General features: G+C 45.7%; 14 protein-coding genes. 11 read left to right on the top strand and 3 right to left on the bottom strand.

The genetic code is table 11. The features are described from left to right. Positions 1 to 42 precede the first annotated feature (42 nt). Entirely contained in the window at positions 43 to 4,053 is a 4,011-nt protein-coding gene (locus ACOIT5_RS14795) for a hybrid sensor histidine kinase/response regulator (protein WP_423126931.1), read from the bottom strand. Positions 4,054 to 4,548: 495 nt separating this feature from the next. Further along, positions 4,549 to 5,871 (bottom strand): MFS transporter, encoded by a 1,323-nt coding sequence (locus ACOIT5_RS14790; RefSeq protein ID WP_423126930.1) that lies wholly within the window; start codon positions 5,869 to 5,871, stop codon positions 4,549 to 4,551. A gap of 285 nt (positions 5,872 to 6,156) precedes the next feature. Between ACOIT5_RS14790 and ACOIT5_RS14785 the strand changes: the two genes are divergently transcribed. The 11 genes from ACOIT5_RS14785 (at position 6,157) to ACOIT5_RS14735 (ending at position 23,963) form a co-directional block, all read left to right on the top strand. Next, positions 6,157 to 6,750 (top strand): RNA polymerase sigma factor, encoded by a 594-nt coding sequence (locus ACOIT5_RS14785; protein ID WP_423126929.1) that lies wholly within the window; start codon positions 6,157 to 6,159, stop codon positions 6,748 to 6,750. A gap of 166 nt (positions 6,751 to 6,916) precedes the next feature. Then, entirely contained in the window at positions 6,917 to 7,936 is a 1,020-nt protein-coding gene (locus ACOIT5_RS14780; protein ID WP_423126928.1) for a FecR family protein, read from the top strand. Between the two features lie 149 nt (positions 7,937 to 8,085). After that, positions 8,086 to 11,418 (top strand): TonB-dependent receptor, encoded by a 3,333-nt coding sequence (locus ACOIT5_RS14775; protein WP_423126927.1) that lies wholly within the window; start codon positions 8,086 to 8,088, stop codon positions 11,416 to 11,418. A 19-nt stretch (positions 11,419 to 11,437) separates the two neighbouring features. Continuing rightward, positions 11,438 to 12,919: a RagB/SusD family nutrient uptake outer membrane protein gene (locus tag ACOIT5_RS14770; protein ID WP_423126926.1), complete on the top strand. Its 1,482-nt coding sequence runs from the start codon at positions 11,438 to 11,440 to the stop codon at positions 12,917 to 12,919. A gap of 192 nt (positions 12,920 to 13,111) precedes the next feature. Further along, positions 13,112 to 14,488, top strand: coding sequence for a BNR-4 repeat-containing protein (locus tag ACOIT5_RS14765; protein ID WP_423126925.1), 1,377 nt, complete (start codon positions 13,112 to 13,114; stop codon positions 14,486 to 14,488). A 23-nt stretch (positions 14,489 to 14,511) separates the two neighbouring features. Continuing rightward, positions 14,512 to 15,708, top strand: coding sequence for a glycoside hydrolase family 88 protein (locus ACOIT5_RS14760; protein ID WP_423126924.1), 1,197 nt, complete (start codon positions 14,512 to 14,514; stop codon positions 15,706 to 15,708). A gap of 182 nt (positions 15,709 to 15,890) precedes the next feature. Beyond that, positions 15,891 to 16,511 carry an RNA polymerase sigma factor gene (locus ACOIT5_RS14755; RefSeq protein ID WP_423130621.1) on the top strand — a complete coding sequence of 207 codons (621 nt, stop codon included), beginning with the start codon at positions 15,891 to 15,893 and terminating at the stop codon, positions 16,509 to 16,511. Positions 16,512 to 16,639: 128 nt separating this feature from the next. Further along, positions 16,640 to 17,830, top strand: coding sequence for a FecR family protein (locus ACOIT5_RS14750; RefSeq protein ID WP_423126923.1), 1,191 nt, complete (start codon positions 16,640 to 16,642; stop codon positions 17,828 to 17,830). 142 nt (positions 17,831 to 17,972) lie between these two features. Then, entirely contained in the window at positions 17,973 to 21,296 is a 3,324-nt protein-coding gene (locus ACOIT5_RS14745; RefSeq protein WP_423126922.1) for a SusC/RagA family TonB-linked outer membrane protein, read from the top strand. A 23-nt stretch (positions 21,297 to 21,319) separates the two neighbouring features. Beyond that, on the top strand, positions 21,320 to 22,801 hold the full coding sequence (locus ACOIT5_RS14740; RefSeq protein WP_423126921.1) for a RagB/SusD family nutrient uptake outer membrane protein: 1,482 nt from the start codon (positions 21,320 to 21,322) through the stop codon (positions 22,799 to 22,801). A gap of 25 nt (positions 22,802 to 22,826) precedes the next feature. Continuing rightward, on the top strand, positions 22,827 to 23,963 hold the full coding sequence (locus ACOIT5_RS14735; RefSeq protein ID WP_423126920.1) for a glycoside hydrolase family 130 protein: 1,137 nt from the start codon (positions 22,827 to 22,829) through the stop codon (positions 23,961 to 23,963). Positions 23,964 to 24,173: 210 nt separating this feature from the next. Here the strand turns inward: ACOIT5_RS14735 and ACOIT5_RS14730 are convergent, their stop codons facing one another. After that, positions 24,174 to 24,929, bottom strand: coding sequence for a succinate dehydrogenase/fumarate reductase iron-sulfur subunit (locus ACOIT5_RS14730; RefSeq protein ID WP_423126919.1), 756 nt, complete (start codon positions 24,927 to 24,929; stop codon positions 24,174 to 24,176). Between the last annotated feature and the right edge of the window lie 14 nt (positions 24,930 to 24,943).

Raw genomic sequence — 24,943 nt, 5'->3', positions numbered from 1 at the left:
TAAAATTAGTCAGATTTACAACTATAAAAAAGACCATTGTGTTCACTGTGGGGTATCTAAATCTGTCTCAGTCCTATTTGCCAGGCCGCGAAGATAGTCTGATGGTGAAATGCCGAATTCACTCTTAAAGTTGATGGTGAATCGTTTAGGAGAATTGAATCCAACTTCGTAAGCGATTTCGGCTACGTGCAACTGGCTTTTCTCCAGAAGTTGCCTGCCCCGTTTGAGGCGAATGGTGCGGATAAACTCCGCCGGTCCTTTACCCGTGATGCTCATCAGTTTTTTATACAGGTGGCCCCTGCTGAGCCCAACAGCCATACCCAATTCCTCTACTGAAAATTCAGGTTCACTGATGTGTTCCTCCACCACCCTGATCGCTTTCCCGATCAGTTGTTCGTCCAAGGGGGTAATCGTGATTTCGCCTGGCGAAACGTCCAATTTTTGGCTAAACGACCGGTGGCATTTTTCGGTCCATTCCAAAAACTTGCGAATACGCAACTTTAATAAATTGAAATTAAAAGGTTTAGTTAAATAATCATCCGCACCTAATTTCAGCCCTTCCAGTTGATATTCTTCAGTTGTACGCGCAGTAAGCAGAATTACCGGAATGTGAGACCATTGAATGTTGGTTTTTATCCGTTCGCAAAGCTCTGTCCCGCTCATCACGGGCATCATCACATCGCTCACCACAACGTTGACATCGTTTTTCTGCAATTCTTCCAAAGCTTCCTGTCCGTTATAGGCCAGCAATACCGTGTATTCATCCGACAAACTGTCGGCCATAAACTCGCAGAAGTCCCTGTTGTCATCAACAAACAGAAGCACGGGATTGGCAGCAAGTTCTTGCTCTTGTTCCTTCTCCGGCACAAATAATTCTTCATTTTCTGTCGCCTCAGGAGGAAACTCTTCGATCAGGTCGGTTTCCCGGACCGGAAGCCTGACGGTAAATATACTTCCCCGGGGCCTGTTATCTTCAACAGCAAAACTACCGTCATGCATCCGAACATATTCACCCGCGATGTGCAACCCTATTCCGCTTCCAGTATTCTCCTGGTGCCGCGGCGACTGATAAAACCGTTCGAAAACATGTGGCTTGTCAGCATCGCTAATCCCCTCTCCCGAATCAGACACCGCGATACAAATACCATCTTCCTCCCGGTAAATACGAATGTTTATAATTCCTCCATCGGGTGTAAATTTGAACGCATTGGAAAGCAGGTTCAATATAACCTTCCTTATTTTGTCGGGATCAAATTGCGTCGTCAGGCTCTCCATCTCGTTGTCAACAGAAAACTCTATTTGACGTTCGACGGCATAAGCATGAAACGGGAAACACAATTCCCTGATAAAACTCACCAAATCGCCGGCTTTCAGACGCAAAACCTCGGCCCCTACATCTAATTTGCGGAAATCCAACAAGGTGTTAATCATATGCAGCAGTTGCTCAGCGCTTTTGTTTATCGTACCAAGCTTTTTGCGCAACCCTGCCTCCAGTGGTGCGTTTAACAGGGTTTGCAAAGGAGTAAGGATCAGCGTAAGCGGCGTACGCAGGTCGTGACTGATATTGGTAAAAAACCGAAGTTTCATTTCGTTCAGGTTGGCTTCCTGCTCCCGCTCCATCCGCATTTTTTGCGTTTCAAGCTTTATCCTGTGCCTTTTTTGGGTGCGATGCACAATATAAACGAAGATGCCAATCGTTGAAAGGATATACAGGGCTATTGCCCAGCCCGACAAATAAAAGGGTGGCGTTACGGTAATGTTTAAAAATGAAACCTGATCGCCCCATACGCCGTCACTGTTGCATGCCTTTATGTAGAGTTTATAATCGTTGGGCGTTAATGATGAAAATACGATCCTGTTTTCGGAAGTGGTTTGCCATTGATCATGAAACCCGTCCAGTTTATAGGCATATTTTACTTTATCGGCATACAACAGGTCGCCTGTCGTAAAATGTATCGAAATCAGTTTATCGTTATGACGAAATGTTAATGAGCGGGTTAGCTCCATCGGGCGTTCGAGCAACTTTTTCCCGTTATAGAGTGAGTCAACCTCAATATCATTACCTCCAATGCTTAATCCTGTAAAGATTACTTTGGCGGAAGTCTGGTCCTTCTCTACCATTTTATTCGGATTGACAATAGAATATCCTTCAGTCCCGCCGACAAGGATATCTCCGCTGCGAATCTTTAAAATAGCATGATTATTAAAATAATTATCGCTAAGGCCATCTTTGTCCGTGAAGTTTTTAAAGGTAATCTTTAAATTTCCCCGGGCATCGGGCTCGGCAGAAAGAACTGAAAGACCATTGCTTGTGGTCACCCACAGGTTTTGGTGGTCATCTTCTACAATGCCGCGAATGATGTTGTCCCGCAAGCCATTTGCCTTATCAATATAATAAATTGTATCTTTCTTTACATCCCATAAGCTCAATCCTTCGGTGTGCCCCAGCCAAATGTTGCTCTTGCTGTCCTTGAAGACACAGCTTATCAGATTTTGCTTGAAACTTTGTGTCCCGGCTTTATTTCCCATATAGATGCTGCAATCATTTGTTTTAATATCAACGGCATAAAGGCCATAAACAGTCGCAATGTACAGTTTGTCGCCACCATCGTAAAACATATCCAGGGGATGCTGCACGCCTTCGCAGAGGTTTTCCAAGGTGTTAAAATTCCCTTCCCCTTTGCGTAAACATTGTATCGCCCCTCCCAGCGACCCTATCCATAAGTTTTCGTAGCGATCTTCTTTTAAACTCCAGATATTATTGGCTGCCAGGTTGGAGTTTTCGGCAGTAAACCGGTCAAATTCCCCGTTTTCGTAGCAATAAAGGCCCTCCAAATAGGTCCCGATCCAAATCCGGCCTTTCCGGTCTTCCAAAAGCGATACGATGGGACTCTTCGGGATCGGAAGCTGCCTAACTTCACTTTTCTTTTCTTTCAGAAACAGCCCGTTTCCGTCAGTGCCCAACCACAACCGACCTTTCTGATCTTCAAGGATCACACTCACGTCCCTGCATGCAGGATGCTCAATGTTTACAATATTCTGAAAGGTATAGTGGTAATACGAAATGCCTTTTTTGTTGTGGCCTATCCAAATAATTCCATGATCATCCCGGTACAGGCATTCAACATGGTTGGATGCAATGGATGAGCTTGCCCCATGATCTTCCAACAGGTTCGTAACCGCCCCGTTGGAGATATCATAGATGAACAGCCCGTTATGATCGGTACCAATCCATATATGGCCGTTTTTATCATCCAGAAAATGCAGCATCCGGCTGGATTGGGCGCCCGGGTTTAGCTGCAATTGTGCCCAATCCTTCGCCTGGTATTTTCTGTAACTGATCAAATCTGTTTTACTTGACCAAAGCCATACCCCTCCTTTGTGGTCCGCATACAATCTGTCGTATAGACCTGGACCGGGATTATCCGGCAGTTTGATCACTTCCTGACTACCGGTTTGTTTGTTTATCTGCCATAAAAGCCCCGGCTTTAAAATACCATACAGGCGCTCCCCGTCATCGCTTAATTCGGCCGTTACGACTTCATCCAGCCGTATTTCGATATTAAAAACCTTTAATGCGTTCTTACGTGTGTCATAAAAAAATGCCTGCTGCCCGCTCAACACCCACAAATCTTTCATTTTATCGACATATATTTTGTAATTGCGGTCGACATGAATTCCAAATCTTTCCAAAAAATTGGGGACATCACTGATGAAGTAATCTTTATCGCGGTTGTACACCAAGTAGGAGACACTGCTAATCCAGAGATTGCCCAAGCCATCTTCCTGCAATCCCAAAACATTATTAGACACCAGGGTATTCGGCACGCCGGGTTTAGCGGTATATACCTTAAATTCGTAGCCGTCGTAACGGTTCAGTCCGTATTGTGTACCGATCCATAAAAAACCATAACTGTCTTTTAAAATCGCCGTGACATTACCATTGGAAAGCCCGTCCTTTGTTGTCAGGTGATGGAAAACATAAGTAGCCTGTCCTGTTGCCTGAACAACCACCACAAAAATTAAAATAAGCAAGCAGAATATGTTTTTCATCTTTTCAGCACCTTTTCCCATCGCAGTCAATTAAACTTGCTAAGATATGAAAAATGCGTTTATATCAGCCGATTCCTGATCGGTTGCAGGGGTATGTTATGTATCGGAGAGGGTACTGTAATGTTTCATTTATTGGGTTACATCTTTATGCCCGAGTAAAAATAAATATTAAACCACGATAAAATGAAAAATATTCTTATCCTGAGCCAGGCATTACTTTTTGCAAACCGGAGGGGAAACAGTGGATTTGGATTACAGGAGCAATCAATCAAAAGTCGTCATGGAAGGAAACATCACCCGCAAAGCCGGACCCTATTTTGTAAGAATCAGTCAATCCCACACATAGAGATTAAAAAAAAACGTATAAACTGAATGGTTTAAGCGCTTTTTTATTTTGCGGCGAAGTGGCAAAATTTTCTAAAAAAGAAGTCGTTTCTGTTCAATACAGAAACGACTTCCTCTGTTCACTGTTCTTCAAACAGCTTCGTCTGACTATTATTTGTGTGTAGCTTTTTTCTTATTGACAATCACATACATCACGATAAAAGAAATCACCAAAATCACTGGTAAAACCGACATATTGCGGAGGGTGATTTCCGGCCCCGAGGTTTCGATTGATTTGCCCATGATCGGCAATACCATCGAGGTAGCGACAAAACCGGCGCCTCCAAGAATCGACATTCCCAATGCCCCGCTTTTCGGGATGTATTCCGAGGCCACGCCAATCATGGTTGGCCAGAAATAACAAACACCAACGGCAAATACGGCAGCCGACATCAAGGTGGTGGCAGCTCCTCCCGAAATACTCAACAGTAATAAACCGATTGTCGCAATCACCGACGAACCCAACAAAACGCCGATCGGGTTTAAACGATGGATTAATCCCCCGGCAAAATAACGGCCAACGGCCATAATGCCGGTAACAACAACAAGAATAATCATCGGGTTGATGCCGTTAGTCATCAAAAGTGCATTGATCCATTGGGTAGTACCCAATTCGGTTGACGCAGTCAGCAACATGCAAAACAGGATAAACGGAAACAACAGGCTTATTTTATTGACCAAACGGCCTTCAACAATCACCAGCAGAACAATAGCGGCAACAATGATAAAGGGTAAAAGACTGTCGAAACTTAAACTTAAGGATGGAACCGAAGCAACAAAGATCATCAAAATAACAGTGGCAATGATGGTATAAGGAGCGCCAATGTTGCGCATCATTTCCTTGTAGCTTACGCCGCTGGTAACGCGCTCAGTTTCGGGAATTTTCTGTCCCAAAAACAAGAAACCATAAATGGCCAGAGGGATAAACAACAGACTGACCAGGATTTCCCAGCGCAGGTTCATCGTATCCATCACCAGCCAGGCCAATACGCCTCCAATCACAATTCCCCCGGGAAACCAAACATGAAACCGGTTCAACATTTTTGTTTTATTATTCGGAAACAAGGTGGCTACAAGCGGATTACAGGCTGCTTCGACACTCCCGTTGCCAAAACCGATAAAAACATTGGATATAAAAAGTGAAGTCATGTCTTTGGCAAAAAGCAAAAGGATGATCCCGATGAGGTGCATTCCAAAAGCCAACCAGATAATGGTCCTGGTTTTTACCAGGTCGATAACAAAACCGCCAAAAAACATGGCAACCGCAAAACCCCAAAAAGCCGGTCCAAAAGCATAGCCAATCTGTTCTTTGGTTAATCCGTAATCGGTTGAAAAAACACCTTCAATTTTCGCCCTGATCGCGAAAGTAATCGCAGTAACCAGCAAAGCCAGACAACTGGCGATAAAAAGCCTTTTTTGCTTTACGTTCTCCATAATTTAGATTTTTAGATTAGGTTTATTGATTGAACAAATATACAATGACATTTCACAAAAACTACTGGAATCTGAATTTTTATAGGCGTTCTTTTTGCAGGTAAGTAATTTTATATGAATGAAATAAGGGGATTCCGGTCTGTTCTGATTGTAACACAAGGGAATGCGCCTGCGGCAGCCTGTCAAACCGGAAACCGGCCTTCCTCTCCGATTCCTGATTTTAACAAGTTCTGAATCATGTTTTTCCTATATTTTTTATTTCTTTGTGGCGATAAACCTAACCAGTTGAGTACTTACAAACCGGATATCGACCCCCTTCTTTTAAAGTTGCTTCAGCAGGGAGACCACGCAGCTTTTGAAAAATTATTTATGAAGTACGGCCAAAAGTTATTCGCTTTTTCCTTGTCGTATTTAAAAAATGAAGATGAAGCCGAAGAAATTGTGCAGGATGTTTTTTTGAAGATCTGGCACAACCGGAGTATGGTCCGAACCGACACTTCATTTCAGTCGTACCTGTTTACCATCGCTTTCAATGCTGTTAAAAAATCGTTTAACCGAAAAGCCAAAGACGATCAGTTTAAACTCGAAATTATTGATCAGCTCGACTCGGAACAGGAGACTTGTGATTTTGAGCAAAACTACCGGTTGATGACGAAAAAGCTTGAGTTGTTCATCGAAGAAATGCCGGAGCGGCGAAAAGCCATTTTTTTGCAGCGGAAACAAGAGGGCAAATCGTTGAAAGAAATTGCCGAAAGATTGGATATCTCCGTCAAAACCGTTGAAAATCAGATTACCGAAGCCATGAAATACCTGAAAAAACGTTTTGAAGAAGAACATCCCGGCGGATTATTGTTCCTGATGTTGTTTGCCGAAAAATGAGCAATTGCCAATATTTTCCTGACAGCCAACCCGGCATTTTCAGTCAACTTTATTGAGTTCTCCGAAAAATCACAAAAAAAATTTAGAAAAAAATCCCGTTTCCCGATAGGGGTTTTCCGAAAACGGAGATATAACATGGGAACAACACCATGAACTTGTTCCATTTATGAAAGATATCCGTACAGATAAAAAAGCACTTGATCAGTTTGTCGAAGGCAATTACAGCAGGACAGAATACCGGCGGGTAAAAGAACTGTTTGCGCAGGATTCGGATGCTGCCCTGCAGGAAGCGATGCAGACACATTGGGATGAGATTCCCGCCAATCAACCACTGAACAGGCGATTGAAACAAAGACTCAACTCGCTCCTGGCACAAGTGACAAATCGTCAACCATCAAAAAAAACAAACGTTGTTGCTTTGTATCAGCGTGTGGCCGCTATCCTGTTTATTCCGATGGTCCTGGCGATGGCCGCCTATTGGTTGCTACCGGCAAAACCAGAGCAAACAGAAGCCCTGGCAACCATTCATTCTCCCGACGGCTCACGAACCGAATTTGTTTTGCCTGACGGAACAACGGGCTGGTTAAACAGCGGATCGAAACTCAGCTATCCGGTGACATTTCACAAATCCCGTGAGGTAGAACTCACCGGTGAAGCTTATTTTCAGGTAGTCCGCCGGGATGGCAAAAAATTCCGGGTAAAAACACCGGGGCTGACCGTCCAGGTGATGGGAACGGCTTTCAACGTGGCTGCCTACCCCGACGACAAAGAAATCAACGTTGTACTGGAAAAAGGCCAGGTTCAAATCCTTAGCCCTCTGATCGCCAACGCGTACACCATGCAGCCGGATGAGAAATTCAATTTTAACCTGGTCCGAAACCAAGCCCAAATCAGCAAAGTCAATGCCGTCGAACTGACTTCGTGGACACAGGGCATCTTACGTTTTAACGGCGAACCGCTCTCTGAAGTCATGAAAAAGCTGGCCCGCTGGTACAACGTCGACTTCGAAATCAGGGACGAACAACTTCGGGCTTATAATTTCAAAGCCACATTCAAAAATGAACAACTGGAAGAAATCCTGCGCATGATTGCCTTAACTACCCCGATGAAATACCGGATTGAACAACGTAAACCAAACTATAATGGAATTTATATGAAGAAAAAAATCATTATCGAAGGCCGTTAACAAATCAAGGAAGTGTTGGTACCACTTCCCTGATAACATGCAGGGCCCAAACAGCAATTTTTTAATAACCCTACAAGCGTAAATTTATGAAAAAAACTCAAAAAAGTGAGGCCGGCCGTTGGCATGCCTTAAAAAAAATCTTCGTACTTATGAGATTAATCGTTTTCTTTCTATTGGCGGGTATTTTTCAGGTTTCGGCGATCAGCAGTTATTCGCAGCAAACCCGACTATCCCTGAACTTTGCAGATGCACGTCTGACCGAAGTTTTGAATGAAATTGAAAACAAATCCGAATTCTATTTTCTCTACAACCAGGACCTGATTGACGTTAACCGAAGAGTTAACGTGCAAGTTGAAAATCAAAAAATTGAGACTGTATTGGATCAGCTGTTCCGGGAAAACGGTGTGAAATATGTGATTAATAACCGACAGATCATACTGATCGGCCAGGAAGAAAAAAATTCATCCATGCAACAAGGCACGATTGGCGGTAGGGTGACGAACTCAAGCGGAGAGCCGATTCCCGGAGCAACTGTGGTTATAAAAGGTACATCAATGGGAACCATTACCGACTTCAGCGGAAATTATACCATCTCAAATGTTACTCCGAATGCCGTCCTCGTTTTTTCGTTTGTCGGCATGAGAACCAGGGAGATAACATTATCCGGACAATCAGTTGTTAACGCATCATTGGAAGAAGAAACCATCGGGATTGAAGAAGTGGTGGCTATTGGATACGGAACGGTAAAAAAGAGTGATTTAACCGGATCTGTATCTTCAATAAAAACTGAAGATCTTAAAAAAGTACCGGTTACCTCGTTCGATCAAGCCATTCAGGGTCGGGCGTCCGGGGTGCAGGTCACACAAGCATCATCGGCTCCCGGCGGCCGGGTTGTTATCCGGGTAAGAGGAGGTAACTCGCTAAGCAGCAGCAATGAACCCCTTTATGTGGTTGACGGTTATCCTATTTCAGCCGGAAGTTCGGCCGGAGGTAGCGGGGCAGGACAAAACCCGCTGGCAACCCTGAATACCAGTGACATTGCTTCCATCGAAATTTTGAAAGATGCTTCAGCCACCGCCATCTACGGGGCTCGCGGTGCTAACGGAGTTGTCCTGATTACAACCAAGAGAGGCCAAATAGGAAAGACCCAGGTGACCTTTGACGGCTATTCAGGCGTACAACAGGTTGCCAACAAACTGGACATGATGAATGCCCGGGAATTTGCCGAACTGGTTAATGAAGCCCGTGCGAATGACGGATTAAGTCCGGCATTTCCGAACAACAGCAATCTGTATAACTTCCCCGATCCGTCATCATTAGGAAAAGGCGTGGATTACCAGGACGAAATTTTCCGTTCGGCCCTTATCCATAGTTATAATCTGGGGATCTCAGGTGGTAATGATGCCGTACGCTATGCCGTTGGAGGTAGTTTTTTCGGGCAAACGGGTATTGTTGAAGGAACTGATTTCAACCGGGCATCATTCCGGTCGAACATCGATTCCAAACTGGCTGAAAATTTAACGGTAGCCACTAACTTTACCGCCAGCCATGTTTGGGGCAGTATCGGCTCATCAGAAGGCGACGGCGGAAATAATGCCGGCGTGGTAAATTCAGCCATCCTGATGCCTCCCACTGTACCTGTTAAACAGGAAGACGGCAGCTATACCCAGATGAACCCGACACCTGGTGGATCAACCATTCAAAATCCGGTTCCAATTGCACTATTAGCTACCAATTATCAGGAAATTGAACGTATTTTGGGTAGCGTGGAAGCCAATTGGGAGATTATCGACGGCCTTTCGTTAAAAGTAACATTCGGAACCGACATGTCGAGCGCCAACCGGCAGGTTTACTGGCCAAAAGAAACCGTGAACGGCTTTAATGCCAACGGATCAGCCTCTCAGGCAAACCGAAAAATGGCCTCTTATCTGAATGAAAATATTCTGACCTATAACAAGTCGGTCGGCGACCACTCGTTGAATGTATTAGGCGGTTACACCTGGCAAACATTTCACAATCAATACTTCAGCGCCGGAGCGACCAATTTTCCAACCGATATTTACGGAGCAAATAATCTGGGCGCCGGAACGGCTTATTCTCAACCCTCATCCGATAAAAACCAGAGTCAGTTAGCCTCCTACCTCGGTCGGATCAATTACATCTACAAAGGACGTTACCTGTTAACACTGACCGGGCGAGCCGACGGCAGCTCAAAATTCGGAGCAAATAATAAATGGGCCTTCTTCCCATCGGTTGCTGCCGCCTGGAGGATTTCGGAAGAAAACTTTATGAGTTCGGTCAGCGCCGTTAACAATCTGAAATTACGTCTTAGTTACGGGCAAACAGGAAACCAGGATATTTCAAGTTACCAATCGCTGGCAAAGCTTGGAACAATGAATTACGCATTCAACGGCGTATTGAATGCCGGCGTCGGGCCAAACAACATCCCTAATCCTGATTTGAAATGGGAAACAACCTCAACCACGGATATTGGATTTGATTTAGGTGCTTTTGACAACCGGTTAACTTTAGTTGTTGACTACTATTATAAGAAAACCACTGATTTATTGTGGAATATCAGTACTCCGCAAACCATCGGGTTCCCGTCGATCTTTAAAAACATTGGAAGTCTGGAGAACAAAGGCATCGAGGTGAGTGTCGGCGGTGACATCTTTACCGGAAAATTTACCTGGAACACACAAGCCAACTGGTCACGAAACCGGAATAAGGTTCTGGAAATCCCCGGTTACACACCTTCCGTTCAGGGATCTCTTTCAGGGCATTTAAAAGTGAACGGAAGCTGGCTTGAACCAGGACTACCGATCGGCGTATGGAACTTACTGAAATATGACGGCGTATTCCAGGACCAGGCACAACTGGATGCCGGCCCCCGGTCGTCAACAAACGATAAGTTGGGCAGCGCCCGCTTTATTGATAAGAGCAATGACGGCAAGATAAATTATACTGATGACCGAATGATTGTTGGCGATCCCAACCCTGATTTCATCTTCGGATGGTCCAATAATTTTTCTTACAAGGGATTCGATCTTTCCATCTACATGCAAGGTTCCTATGGCAACGACATCATCAATGTACAACGAGCAGAAACCAATGTATCGGGCCCTTGGGGCAATCAACGCAGGGAAATTCTAAACCGTTGGACGCCGACCAATACCCATACCGATATTTCACGAGCTCGTGTCACAGTAGATCCGCTGCTGCTCCAGTCATCCTGGCTGATTGAAGATGGTTCTTACTTACGCGTTAAAACCATGACATTCGGATATACATTCAATAAAATTAAGTTGATGGAATCACTGCGTGTTTATGTAACCGGACAAAACCTGATCACGCTGACTGATTACTCAGGCTTCGATCCTGAAGTGAATTCGCAAGGTAACAGCAACCTTCAAATGGGTGTTGACTACAATGCCTATCCGGCTGCCAAAGCATTCATATTTGGAATAAGCGCTTCTTTTTAATCATTAAAATCAGATTATTATGAAAATGAAAAAATATATCATCATCCTCCTGAGTATTTTCAGTCTGAATAGCTGCCATGACGAATTTCTAAAAGAGAAGGTTCACAGTAGCATGACCCCGCTAAATTTCTATAAAACGGAAGCGGATGCTGAAGCAGCCTTAACTTCGGTTTACAATGCCATGTTGGCCCAAAATGGTTGGGGACGACAGGTATGGCTGGCTGGCGAGTACCCGGGCGAGGCTTCCTGGCCAAACAATTCGGGTGAAGCCTGGCGTACAGAACTGGACCAGTACACCTGGACAACAAGTTCTACCGGCTTTTCACAGATTTGGGGACAGTTATACAAAATGATCAGCCGGGCAAACACGGTTTTATATAATATTGACCAGGTAACTTTTGAAACTAACGGGTTTAAAGAACAAATCATTGGCGAAACCAAATTTCTGAGAGGGCTGGCCTACCTGTACCTGATTCGTTTCTTTGATCATATCCCGTTAATGACGGAAGAGAATATGCAGGATCTTTACCCAACCAATGCAGGAACGGATGATGCTGTCTGGCAATTAATCATTGATGACTTCAGCTATGCCAAATCGGTCCTTAAACCACGAAATACAGGAAAAGACATTGGCCGGGCTACCGCGGGGGCCGCGCATACCATGCTGGCGAAAGCTTATCTCACCCTGGGTGGAAAACCCTGGAATAAGACCGAATACTGGGCCAAGGCGGCAACCGAAGCCAAAGCAATTATGACCAACACCGCTTACGGCTATGATCTGGAAGAGGACTATGAACGCGTATTCTTACTCGAAAACGAACACGGACCGGAATACATTTTCAGCCTTGAGTGCGAAAGCCAGATGGGATGCGGAAGGGACTTTCCAACCTTCACCGGAATCCGAAACGGCGATCAGATTAAATTAGGAGGCTGGTCGTCGTTGACGGCTCATGAATACTTCTTTAATTCAATGTCAATAAGCGATTTACGACGCGAAAAGACCTTTGTTTTGTCGTATCATGGCTATGCAAACCCCGGAGACCTGTACACTTACCCGGGAAATATTACCATTCCCCATTTTAACAAATTCATCGACATGACAGACATTAACGCCACCGGCACTGCCGATTATGCGATGAATCTGCCAATTGCACGGTTTCCTGATGTATTGCTGATGCATTCAGAAGCTGAAAACGAAGTTAACGGGCCAAGTCTGGCGGCAGTCGAAGGAATCAACAGGGTAAGGGGACGAGCCGGACTGACAGCATTAAATCATTTGGATTGTACCAAAGAAACGCTCAGGGATGCTATTTTACAAGAACGGATTTGGGAACTCTGTGAAGAAGGTCAGGCTTACTTTGACCTGAAACGAATGAACGGGATCATCAAGCGGATGGCTCCGCTGGGAATAACCACAACCGAAAAACATTATGTATTTCCCATTCCCCAGGACGAGTTGGATGTAAACCCAAATTTAGAGCAAAACCAAGCTTACAAATAAAATCATTGTGCCCGGCATGGTACTACACGAGGCTGTTCCAAAACCAAAGGAGTTAATAACACGGAATCCTTGATATTTTATACTTTTTTTTTGGAACAGCCTCTGTTTTTTCTTGGAATTCTGCGGTTTAAATTAAAACTTTGACCTAAACGTCCAAAAGTCTCATCATACAAGGATTAACAAAAATCCACCATGAAAACGATCATTTTATCACTTTTCCACCTGATGCTCTTAATCTCCGTGTCAGCCCAGAATCAGGTGGCTGACGGGTACCGGGGGATCTGGTTTACCCTCGGACAATATGCTGAGTATGGCGATAAATATTCCGGAGGCCTGGGAACCTATACGGCCAATCATCTTCCGGTAGCCATTTATTCTCCCGAAGCCGGCAAAACGTTTTTCGTGTACGGCGGAACAACTGCCGCTGACCAGCGTCACTTGCTTATTATGATCTCGTATTTTGATCATAAAACACGAATGGTCCCCAGACCGGTTATTGTTTACGACAAGCAGGGTGTGGATGACCCGCACGACAATGCCTCACTGTCGGTTGATGATTCAGGCTACCTGTGGGTATTCGTGAGCGGCAGAAACACCAGTCGTCCGGGCTTGATTTTCCGAAGTAAAAATCCGTTTCAGATTGATTGCTTTGAACAAATTAAGCAGGGCGAGATGACCTATCCTCAACCCTGGTGGATCGGGGGAAAAGGATTTTTCTACCTGTTTACCAAATACACCCGGGGCCGTGAATTATACTGGTCGACAAGCGCCGACGGCCGGACTTGGTCGCCCGACAGGAAACTGGCCGGGATGGGTGGTCATTATCAACTAAGCCAGGTTTGGGATCAAAGAATCGTATCGGTTTTTAATTATCACCCCGGGGGCGACGTGAATAAACGGACTAATATTTATTTACTTCAATCGGACGACTGGGGCGAAAGCTGGAAAACCGTAACCGGCGAACCGGTTAGTGTACCACAGACTGATCCTCACGGAATTGCCCTGGTTAAAGATTATGAAGCCGAAGGCAAACTGGTTTATTTAAACGACCTGAATTTTGACAAAGACGGCAATCCGGTAATTTTAGCGGTGGTAAGCAGTCATTATGCTCCGGGACCTCAAGGCAGTCCTCGCGACTGGATGGTCATTCACTGGAAAAACGGAAGCTGGAATTACCGCAAAGTTTGTGAATCGACACATAACTACGACATGGGGTCCATTTATACTGATCAGGAAACATGGCATATCATCGGACCAACCGAACCGGGCCCTCAAAAATGGGGAACCGGAGGAGAAATGGCCCTGTGGACAAGTACCGATGAAGGCGTAAGCTGGACCAAATCCTTTCTCTTAACACAACACAGCCACCGTAATCATTCCTATGCGCGCCGTCCGCTTCATCCTCACGATGATTTTTATACCTTTTGGGCCGATGGCGATGCAAACAGCTTTTCAGAATCAAAACTTTATTTCTGCAATAAAAGCGGTTCGGAGGTTTGGGAGCTACCCTATGAAATGAATCGTGATTTTGATGTCCCGCGAAAAATCGAAGTGAAAGAACCAAATTAAGTATCAACATAAAACAAGAATTTATGAAAAACCGACACACCTTCTTTTTCCTGTTAAGCATTTTCATCGCACTGACAGCATGTACACCGAAACCGGAATCCATGCAGGACGTGATTAACCGCAGCATGGCAGTTGCAGCCAAACATCTGGTCGCGATGGATCAGACATTAGCTGCCCAGGAGGGTAAACTGCCCCGAAGCATCAATCCTCAAACCGGCGAACTCATTACTTCGAACTCGCGCTGGTGGTGCAGCGGCTTTTATCCCGGATCGCTTTGGTACCTCTACGAATTCAATCAGGATGAATCGCTGAAAACATTGGCTGAAAAATATACCGCCATCATTGAAAAGGAGAAGTACACGACCACCACGCACGATCTGGGTTTTATGCTGTATTGCAGTTTCGGGAACGGCCTACGGCAGACCAGTCAGCCAGCTTACGAAGAAGTGCTGGTTACCGGAAGTGAATCATTATGCACACGTTATCATTCAACTGTTGGTTTGATCAAATCATGGGACCACAACAACGACAAGTGGCAATTTCCTGTGATTATCGACAACATGATGAACCTGGAGATGCTGATGTGGACCTTCAAACATACCGGCGATTCTGCTTTTTACAACATCTCGGTTTCACATGCCGATAAAACCATGGAAAATCATTACCGTCCGGATTACAGTTGCTATCACGTGGTTTCGTACGATACCATTACCGGCATGCCGCATATCAAACAAACCCATCAGGGAGCAGCCGACGAGTCCATCTGGGCCCGCGGGCAAGCCTGGGGGCTTTATGGTTACGTGATGATGTACCGCGAAACCGGGCACCAACGTTACCTGGATATGGCCAATCAGATTGCCGACCTGATGATCAGTCATCCCAACCTGCCGCCCGACAAGATACCCTATTGGGATTACCTGGCGCCGGAAATTCCAAACGAAGAACGCGATGCTTCCGCTGCTGCCATCATGGCTTCGGCTTTAATCGAGCTAAGCGGGTATGTGGATCAAAACCGGAAAGAGCAGTACCTTTCGGTTGCCGAAACACAACTGAGAACATTGGCATCGCCCGAGTACCTGGCCGAACCGGGGACAAACGGAAACTTTATTCTGAAACACAGTGTTGGGCATAAACCTGGAAAATCGGAGGTCGATGTCCCGCTAACTTACGCCGATTATTACTTCCTCGAAGCCTTATTGCGTTTTCAAAAAATAATTTAGCCGGATCTTCCTCCGGCTGAATCAACCCGATTACACGGGAAAAGGAGCCGATCGTTTACACCGGTCAGCTCCTTTTCATTTCTGTGCCGATCAATCATTTTTTTGCAATCGTATCCTGATTGTTTCTGTCAGCGAATTTGCCTTTATTTGTTTTGTTTTTAAATCCATCGTTTTTATCCAAAATGCCGGCAGAGAATCCTGAACGAATTGCAATAGTCTGGTCCAGATTCACAGAAGATGATAAAGAGGCGTTTGCAGAAATCTACAACACGTTTGTGGATGACCTCTTTCGTTACGGAACCAAAATATGCCCGGACGAGGAAATGGTAAAAGATGCCATTCAGGAAGTTTTTATGGACCTGTACCTAAACCGCAGGAACAAAAAAAAATTGGCCACTAACCTGAAATTTTATCTCATTTTGGCCATGAAACGAAACCTGATCCGAAAACTTCAAAAAAACCGGAAAACAGAGAACCGTTTTGTGGCAGAGGCTGATCTGTTTGATGCCCAGTACAGCTTTGAAGAACAACTAATCGCCGAAGAATCGGATCGCGAGGTGAACAAAAAAATTCAGGAGGCGATGGAGCAGTTGCCTCCCCGCCAAAAAGAAGCCATTTACCTTCGTTACAACCAATCGCTTGAATACGAACAGATTGCCGGGATACTGAACATTTCGGTCGAATCGGTCAGGAAACAGGTTTACCGCGCCGTAAAATCGGTCCGCGATTGTTTAGGCGGAAACGGACTGATACTTTTTTCGTTCTTAAAAAAACGGTTTCGGTTTGAGAGAAAAGATCTTTGACAGAACCAAAATTTCATCAGTTAACAGTCAAATAACCAATTCATTATCCGAAAAGATGAAAAAAAATTGATTTTTTCTGTCCATGTTTTACCCGTTGATGTCCTTCTATGGAAACAACACCAGCGAATATGGACCGAATCAGTCAGTTTCTTGAGAACCCGCATTTCGTCAACTGGGTTTTTCAACCAACACAGGGGTTGGATATCAAATGGCAACAGTTTCAGCATGATCATCCGGATGAAAAATCCAATCTGTTGTTAGCCCGAAAGGTCCTTCAAAAATTTCGCACGGTTGACCGGATACTGACTGAAGAAGAAAAAATCCGGCTGTTTGCCAAAATCCTGAATGAAATTGAAGAGAAACAGCAGCCGCACGGCCTGGGACGGCGTTTATTGCATCTGACCAAATATGCGGCCGTCGCCCTCATCTTCTTTTCCGTGGGCGCCTTCTTGTTTTATCAGCGCGAATATGATCTGCCCGAGTTGGCGATGCACGGGTTTAACCACCCCTCAGACGAAACCCTCACCACCCTTTCGCGGCCGAACGGCGAAAACATTCAGGTGGGCGACCGGAAATCGGTCTTTTCGTATCAAGCAGCCGACAACAAGTTGACCATCAACGACTCGATAAAGCTTGACAAAACGTCTGCTCCCGATCAGGATGTCATGAGCATACTGAATGTACCTTTCGGGAAAACCGCGGAGGTTGTATTGGCCGATGGTTCAACCGTTTACCTGAATGCAGGCAGCCAATTGATGTACCCTGAACATTTTACCGGGAAGAAGCGCGAAGTATATTTAACCGGAGAAGCGTTTTTTGAAGTCCACAAAGACCGGGAGCGCCCGTTTATCGTACTGACCTCTGATATTCACATTGAAGTGAAAGGAACCAGTTTCAATCTATCAGCGTACGAATCTGACAAGTATTTCGAAACCGTTCTCGCCGAAGGAAACGTAAGAATCAGACAAAACCGAAGCGGCATTTTTGAACAACCCGTTGACCTTTTGCCCAACCAAATGGCTTCGTTTAATCGTTACAATAAAGAGACGAAAGTGCAATCCGTTGATGTCGAAAATTACACCCTCTGGAAAGACGGCATGCTCAAATTCGAAAGCAGTGAACTGAGCGGAGTATTGAGAAAAATAGAACGTTTCTACAATATTCGCTTTGATACCGATGATCCTGCTTTGCTGAGCGCTAAAATTTCGGGGAAACTGGACTTAAATGAGACCAAAGAGGCTGTAATTAAAAACTTATCGGCCACAACCTCTGTCAAAATCATCAAAAAAACAGAAAACCGCTATGAGCTGAGAAAATAAAAAAAGCCGGCTGGTGTCCCCACACCCTCCGGCTTCAAGGTTAAATTAAATATTGCTAATTATTTAACGAATCAAATTTATGGAAAAAAAGTTGAAAACGCATTTTCCCCCGGAAGAGGGATGGCGAAAAATTTACAGAAGAATGAAACTAACGCTATGCTTTACCTTGCTGGTTTTGGTCTCTTTGGGCAATTCGTATTCCCAGGTAACCAACCTGTCGCTTAATTTCAAAAACGCCGACATCCGGGAAGTTTTGCAGTCGATTGAAGATCAGACAAATTTTATCTTCCTGTATAAGGATGAAATATTCGATTTCAGCAAAAAACTGTCGCTCGACTTTGAGAACAGGAATTTTAACGAGATTCTGGAAGTTGTATGCGAGCAAGCCAACGTGAGTTACGAAATTCACAACCGCCAAATCATTCTGAAAGAAAAAACAATTCCCACCGGGAACGGCCTGTTGCAGGAACAGACAACGGTTTCGGGTCTGATATCGAACGAACAAGGCGAGCCAGTCCCCGGTGCAACAATCATGGTCAAAGGAACGACCATTGGAACCATCACCGACTTCTCGGGAAAGTTTACGCTGGGAAATGTGCCGGCTGATGCAATTCTGGTTTGCTCATTCGTGGGAATGAAAGAACAGGAAATTCAATTTACCGGTCAGCAATACCTGAACGTTGTGCTTGCCGAAGAAACCATCGGGGTTGATGAAGTCGTGGTGGTTGGATACGGCGTACAAAAGAAGTCGACCTTAACCGGAGCCGTATCGCCGGTGAATGTGGATGACATGAAAAAACGCCGGGTAGCCGAATTGTCGCAGGCCCTGCAGGGACAGGTGGCCGGGGTGCAGGTGACACAAAGTACCGGAGCGCCTGGCGATGAGATCAACATCCGGATCAGGGGCGAAGGAACCATTGGGAATAACAACCCCCTGTATGTTGTGGATGGAGTTCCTACCCGCGAACTGAACTTCTTAAATCCTTCCGATATTCAGTCGATGACCGTACTCAAAGACGCGTCGGCAGCCGCCATTTACGGTTCACGTGCATCAGCAGGGGTGATTATTATCACCACGAAAAACGGGGAAAAAGGAAAATCTTTGCTCGATGTGAATTACTACCGCGGCGTTCAGCATGCCGTTAACCTCCCCAAGTTACTCAATACGCAGCAATACCTGAATGTGGTTGAAAAGGCCTGGAACAATGCCGGGTACGGGGGTGTAAACCCGTATACTGCCGATAAAGGCCGGGCAGATTTTGCTAACACCGATTGGCTGGACGAAGTGTTTGAGGCCGGTTATTCACAGAATATCCAGGTAACAGCCAGCGGCGGAAATGAAAAATTACAGTACCTGATTTCGACCGGCTATTACGACCAGGATGGAATTGTGGTTTTCGATAACGACAAATACCAGCGGTATAACTTCAGAACCAATATCATTGCCGAACTGACCGACCGGATTAAAGTGGGAAGCAACGTGCAGCTTTCCTACGCCATTCAGGATAAGCTATCGTCGAAAGGCGATACCCCCGGGATCATCCGTCATGCCTTGTTGCGTCCTCCGGTTATCTCCGTTTACAAAAAAACGAGCGATCCAACCTATACCGAACGTGATCCGTTTACCGATTTACCGTTTTACCTGCACAACAACCGCGACACCGGAGGTTGGGAAAGCGACAAATACGAATGGACACAAAACCCCGTAGCCCTGGCCTATTTCACTGACGACAAGCGCTCTCATTTTAAGACGTTTGGAAACCTTTTCGGCGAAGTAGCTTTTCTGAAAGACAAATCATTGAAATTCAGAACGAATGTCGGGATTGACTTGAACTTCACCCACAACAAAGCCTTTTACCGCAATTTTGGCGATGACGACGGAGGCGGCAATGAACTTGACCAGGGAACCGGCCGCCAGAACCGGCCCAACGGCTTGAACGAGGACCGAGGCGAAGCTTTCACGCTTTCGTGGAACAATACCCTCGACATACAAAAAACAATTGGCAAACACGCGGTGAATGCGCTGGCCGGAAGCGAATTCATCACAAACTACGCTTCATCTGTCAGCGCCTCCCGAAGACGTTATGAATACGACACCGAGAAATTCACCTACATCGACTTTGGCAGTACAGAGCAGGATTTATGGAACGGCGGAAGCGGTTCAGAATGGGCCCTGTTATCATTCTTTGCCTCATCTACTTATGTGTACGATTCGAAGTATATGCTTACTGCCAACTTCCGCGCCGACGCCTCATCGCGTTTTGCCGAAAACAATCAATGGGGGTATTTCCCTTCGGTTTCGGTCGGATGGAAGATTTCCGAAGAAAATTTCATGAAGCCATATGACTGGCTTTCCGACTTAAAAATTCGTGTAAGCGTAGGTCAGCTCGGAAACCAGGAAATTGACAATTATGCCTATCTCACGCTGATCAGAAAAGACGGCGACCGATATTTAACCTCGCGTTACGGAAATCCGGATTTGAAATGGGAAACAACCACGCAATACAACTATGGGATTGATGCCGGTTTCTTCAAAAATAAACTGTACCTGTCGGCCGATTATTTCCAAAAAAACACGACCGATATTCTGTTGCCGATTTCCCTGCCAAAATTCGTTGGCGATGTTCAGCCAACCATCGTGAATGCCGGCGAAGTGAGCAATAAAGGCGTTGAATTCGGACTGAGTTTCAGGAACAGCGACAAAGCGTTTAAATACAGCATCAACGCCAATATCGCCGCCATCAAAAATAAGGTGGAGAAATTACACCCGAACCTGCCAAGCATCATCGGACAGGTAACGCGCACCGAAGTAGGCCAACCGCTAAACGCCTACTACGGCTATGTATTTGAAGGAATTTATCAGAATAATGCCGAAATCACCAGTCATCTTTTTAATACCACCAATCCAACCGTTGTCCCCGGCGACATCCGTTTCAAGGATTTGAACTCCGATGGCCGGATCGATGATACCGACCGCGATTTCATCGGCAACCCAAATCCGGAGATTCTTTACGGGTTAACATTCTCCGGCGCCTATAAAGGATTCGATTTGTCGTTCTTATTCCAGGGAGTCGGCCGGGTTGACCGCTACAACGATTCGAAAAAAATTGTCGATTACGATACCCGACCATTCAACTACACCACCGGTATTCTGGACGCCTGGGACGGAGAAGGTTCGACCAACAGCAGGCCCCGCGTTAGTTTTACCGATAACGGAAGCAGTAAGATTTCGAGCATTTTCGTGGAAGATGCGTCGTTCCTCCGTTTGAAAAATGTAGAACTGGGATACTCATTTACCAACATCCGCCGCTTTGGCTTGCAGAATATCCGGCTTTACCTCTCTGCCCAAAACGTGTTTACCATCACAAACTACAGTGGTCCGGATCCGGAATCAACCGACCTGATGGACATGGGAACTTATCCTCAATCCCGTTCGTTCATCGCGGGCATTAACCTGACTTTTTAATTAACCGATAAAATCAAACAGACATGAAATCCAGATATAATTTATTTCTCACCGCATTCTTCTTACTTTTTATTAGTTGCGATGATTATTTGAATGAAGATCCCATTGGATTATTGACCCCGGAACAGGTGAATCTGGATCCGACAGTAACCAGTGTCAGGTACTCGGTCAGTTCGTCGTATCAATTGCTCTCAGGTACATTAAACATCATTGGCAACTGGGCCTGGGACGACGGTACCGTGACCCGGAATGATTTTATTTTACAGGATATCGCTTCCGACGATATGCAGAAAAAATGGAACCCGGATGGCGACCAGGCCTGGATGGACCAGTTTGAAAACTTTAGCTTTATTGCCTCCAACGGCGGGCTAAACGGGATTTGGAGTTACGACTACGAAGGTATCTCGCGGGCCAACACGGCTATCAGTTACCTGACCGACACGGAGATGATGAGTAAGCTGAATATGGAAGCCGCATTAAAAAACCGCCTGTTAGGCGAATCTTACTTTCTGAGAGCTTTTTATTATTTTGATCTGGTCACTGTTTTTGGCGACGTGCCGCTATTGCTCCGTCCCCTGAATTCATTCGGAGAAGCTTATGAAGTTGCTGTCAGAACCGCAAAAGCTGAAGTATGGAACCAAATCAAAGAAGATTTGACGAACGCCAAAGACCTGTTACCCGCGGGGAAATATCCGGTTGATACCGAAAGATGGCGGGCTTCAAAAGGGGCCGTGATTGCCATGCAGGCCAAAGTAGCCCTCTTCAACCAGAATTGGACCGACGTAATCACTCTGGTTTCTGAACTGGAAAACCTGGGTTACTACCAGCTAAATACCAACTATTTCGACAGTTTTGATGTGACGAAAGAATTTACTGAAAATGAAGTCATTTTTGCCTATGACCATCAATCATCGCAAACGCCGCAAAAAGGGAACGGGCTCTGCGCCTTGCTCGGTTGGGGATTTGTCGCTCCCGAAACAAACTTTATTCAGGCATTTGAAGCCAATGACCCGCGTTTGCTTTATACCGTTGATGTCGGTTCCCGAAACGTCAATAAACTATTGGGAACAACTGACGGAACAAATAAAGGGAATGATGACTCTCCCAGCAACCGGATCTATATCCGTTGGGCTGACGTGTTACTCTGGAAAGCCGAAGCCCTGCTCGAAACCGATAAGCCAAGCGATGCCATTAACATGATCAACAGCATCAGACAAAGGGCACGAAACTCTGTAACGGCAACCGGTTCTACTCCACCGGTGGGTACCTTGCCCGACCGTAACGTGAACGAAACAAACAAAACGGTGATAAAAAACTGGCTGATTCATGAACGACGGGTCGAGTTAGGCTTTGAATCGCACCGGCTTAATGACCTGAAACGATGGGGAATGGCAAAAGATGTGCTTGGCTCGCGCGGTTTTCAGGATCATCACCTACTGTACCCGATACCGCAGGGCGAAATCGACAAATCGGGCGGCAGTATTACCCAAAATTCCGGGTATTGATTAAAATAATCTTAAAACAGAAAAAATGAGAATTATAGTTTTATTGATAAGCCTTTTATTTCTGGTACAATGCCATGTTCAGAAAACGGAACAAACCGCCGGGTTTTTAATCCCTTTTTCAAAAAAACCTGAACTCAACCCTTGCTTAAGCCCCTCCGACAGCCTTTGGTTTTATTGTCCGGTGCGTCAGCAGGAAGTTCGTTGGGAAGAGAAAGATGTTTTCAACCCGGCCAGCGCGGTAAAAGGCGATACCGTATTTTTACTTTACCGGGCCGAAGATACCATTGGAAAATACAACGGCACATCGCGAATCGGGTTGGCCTATAGCCTCGACGGCTACCATTTTCAGAAAGAACCAACGCCTGTTTTATTTCCCGACGAAGACGAATTCAGGAACTATGAATGGGAAGGAGGATGTGAAGACCCCCGCCTGGTTGAAGATGAAAACGGCGTCTATTTCATGACTTACACAGCCTACGACGGAGACAAGGCCCGCCTTTTTATCGCAACTTCCACCGATTTGAGACATTGGACCAAACATGGTTCGGTATTTAAAAAAGCAGGCGACGACTATGTGTCCATGTGGTCGAAAGCCGGGGCAATTGTGTGCCGCCAGGAAAACGGACGAATGATCGCCACAAAAGTCAACGGAAAATACTGGATGTACTGGGGCGAGTCAAACATTTATATGGCCACCTCCGATAACCTGATTGACTGGACTCCCCTCCTGGAAACCGATCCGAAAAAAATGCAATTGGATACCATGCGTAATTATACCACTTCGTTTCAGGTCCTGTTCTCCACACGCAGGGGAATGTTTGACAGTGAACTGGTGGAACCCGGTCCGCCTGCCGTGATTACCGAAGAAGGTATTCTGTTTATTTACAACAGCAAAAACAGCCCTACGTTCGGCGACAAAAACCTGGCCGACGGAACCTATGCCGCCGGGCAAGTGATACTCGACAAGAATAATCCGGCAAAAGTTCTGCACCGGACCGACCAATGGTTTATTACCCCCGACCAGCCATTCGAAATTACCGGTCAGGTAAACAATGTTTGTTTTGTGGAAGGACTGGCTTTTTTCAAAGATAAATGGTTGTTATACTATGGCACGGCCGATTCGAAAATTGCCGTAGCCGAACTAAAGGTAAAACCGGATTAAACGTTAAAACGCAAGTTATCGCTTAACATGAAGGAAGAGCCTGTTCAAAATCAAATTCGGGATGAACCCGGTTTTTTTCAGGACGGGCTTTAATCGGACATTGCATCCAGGATAAACAATTCAGAATATTCATAACTGCTTTGTCCGGTTCTTCATAAAAAAACCCCGCCAGAAAAATTGACGGGGTTCCTGTTTTATTTCGAATAGTTCTTATTCGGCAAACCGCGCCTTCAAATATTCGCGGTTCAGGCGGGCAATGTTCGTGAGAGAAATGTTTTTCGGGCATTCCACTTCGCAGGCGCCGGTGTTGGTGCAACCGCCAAAGCCCAACTCGTCCATTTTTGCCACCATCGCTTTGGCGCGACGGGCAGCTTCAACCCGTCCTTGCGGCAGCAAAGCCAGTTGGCTAACCTTGGCCGAAACAAACAACATGGCCGATGAGTTTTTACAGGCTGCAACACAGGCCCCGCACCCGATACACGATGCCGCGTCCATCGCCTCGTCGGCATCCGGCTTCGGGATGGGGATCGCGTTGGCGTCAGGAACGCCTCCCGTGTTAACCGAAACATAACCGCCGGCAGCAATAATCTTATCAAAGGCCGAACGGTCAACAATGAGGTCTTTAATAATCGGGAAAGCGGCAGCTCGCCATGGTTCAATGGTTACCGTTTCACCATCCTTAAACTTACGCATGTGTAACTGGCAGGTGGTGATATCTTCGTCGGGGCCGTGGGGTCGCCCGTTGATGTACAATGAGCACATTCCGCAGATTCCTTCGCGGCAGTCGTGGTCGAATGCAACCGGTTCTTTGTTTTCGCTGATGAGCTGCTCGTTCAGGATATCCATCATTTCCAGGAACGAGCTGTCGGTTGAGATGTTATTTACCTTGAAGGTTTCAAAACGGCCTTTCTCTTTGGGACCGTTCTGACGCCACACTTTTAATGTGAGATTTATTATTTTTTCCATGATTGATCTCCTTT

The organism is Gaoshiqia hydrogeniformans (assembly GCF_049347105.1).
GTDB lineage: Bacteria > Bacteroidota > Bacteroidia > Bacteroidales > Prolixibacteraceae > Gaoshiqia > Gaoshiqia hydrogeniformans.
This window is presented reverse-complemented; position numbering and strand designations above follow the sequence as displayed.

Excerpts from the sequence above, each read along its gene's own strand:
- ACOIT5_RS14730 (WP_423126919.1), bottom strand. The coding sequence starts at position 24,929 with ATGGAAAAAATAATAAATCTCACATTAAAAGTGTGGCGTCAGAACGGT.
- ACOIT5_RS14790 (WP_423126930.1), bottom strand. The coding sequence starts at position 5,871 with ATGGAGAACGTAAAGCAAAAAAGGCTTTTTATCGCCAGTTGTCTGGCT.
- ACOIT5_RS14735 (WP_423126920.1), top strand. The coding sequence starts at position 22,827 with ATGAGAATTATAGTTTTATTGATAAGCCTTTTATTTCTGGTACAATGC.
- ACOIT5_RS14780 (WP_423126928.1), top strand. The coding sequence starts at position 6,917 with ATGAAAGATATCCGTACAGATAAAAAAGCACTTGATCAGTTTGTCGAA.
- ACOIT5_RS14795 (WP_423126931.1), bottom strand. The coding sequence starts at position 4,053 with ATGAAAAACATATTCTGCTTGCTTATTTTAATTTTTGTGGTGGTTGTT.
- ACOIT5_RS14765 (WP_423126925.1), top strand. The coding sequence starts at position 13,112 with ATGAAAACGATCATTTTATCACTTTTCCACCTGATGCTCTTAATCTCC.
- ACOIT5_RS14770 (WP_423126926.1), top strand. The coding sequence starts at position 11,438 with ATGAAAATGAAAAAATATATCATCATCCTCCTGAGTATTTTCAGTCTG.
- ACOIT5_RS14750 (WP_423126923.1), top strand. The coding sequence starts at position 16,640 with ATGGACCGAATCAGTCAGTTTCTTGAGAACCCGCATTTCGTCAACTGG.
- ACOIT5_RS14775 (WP_423126927.1), top strand. The coding sequence starts at position 8,086 with ATGAGATTAATCGTTTTCTTTCTATTGGCGGGTATTTTTCAGGTTTCG.
- ACOIT5_RS14760 (WP_423126924.1), top strand. The coding sequence starts at position 14,512 with ATGAAAAACCGACACACCTTCTTTTTCCTGTTAAGCATTTTCATCGCA.
- ACOIT5_RS14740 (WP_423126921.1), top strand. The coding sequence starts at position 21,320 with ATGAAATCCAGATATAATTTATTTCTCACCGCATTCTTCTTACTTTTT.
- ACOIT5_RS14755 (WP_423130621.1), top strand. The coding sequence starts at position 15,891 with ATGCCGGCAGAGAATCCTGAACGAATTGCAATAGTCTGGTCCAGATTC.
- ACOIT5_RS14745 (WP_423126922.1), top strand. The coding sequence starts at position 17,973 with ATGAAACTAACGCTATGCTTTACCTTGCTGGTTTTGGTCTCTTTGGGC.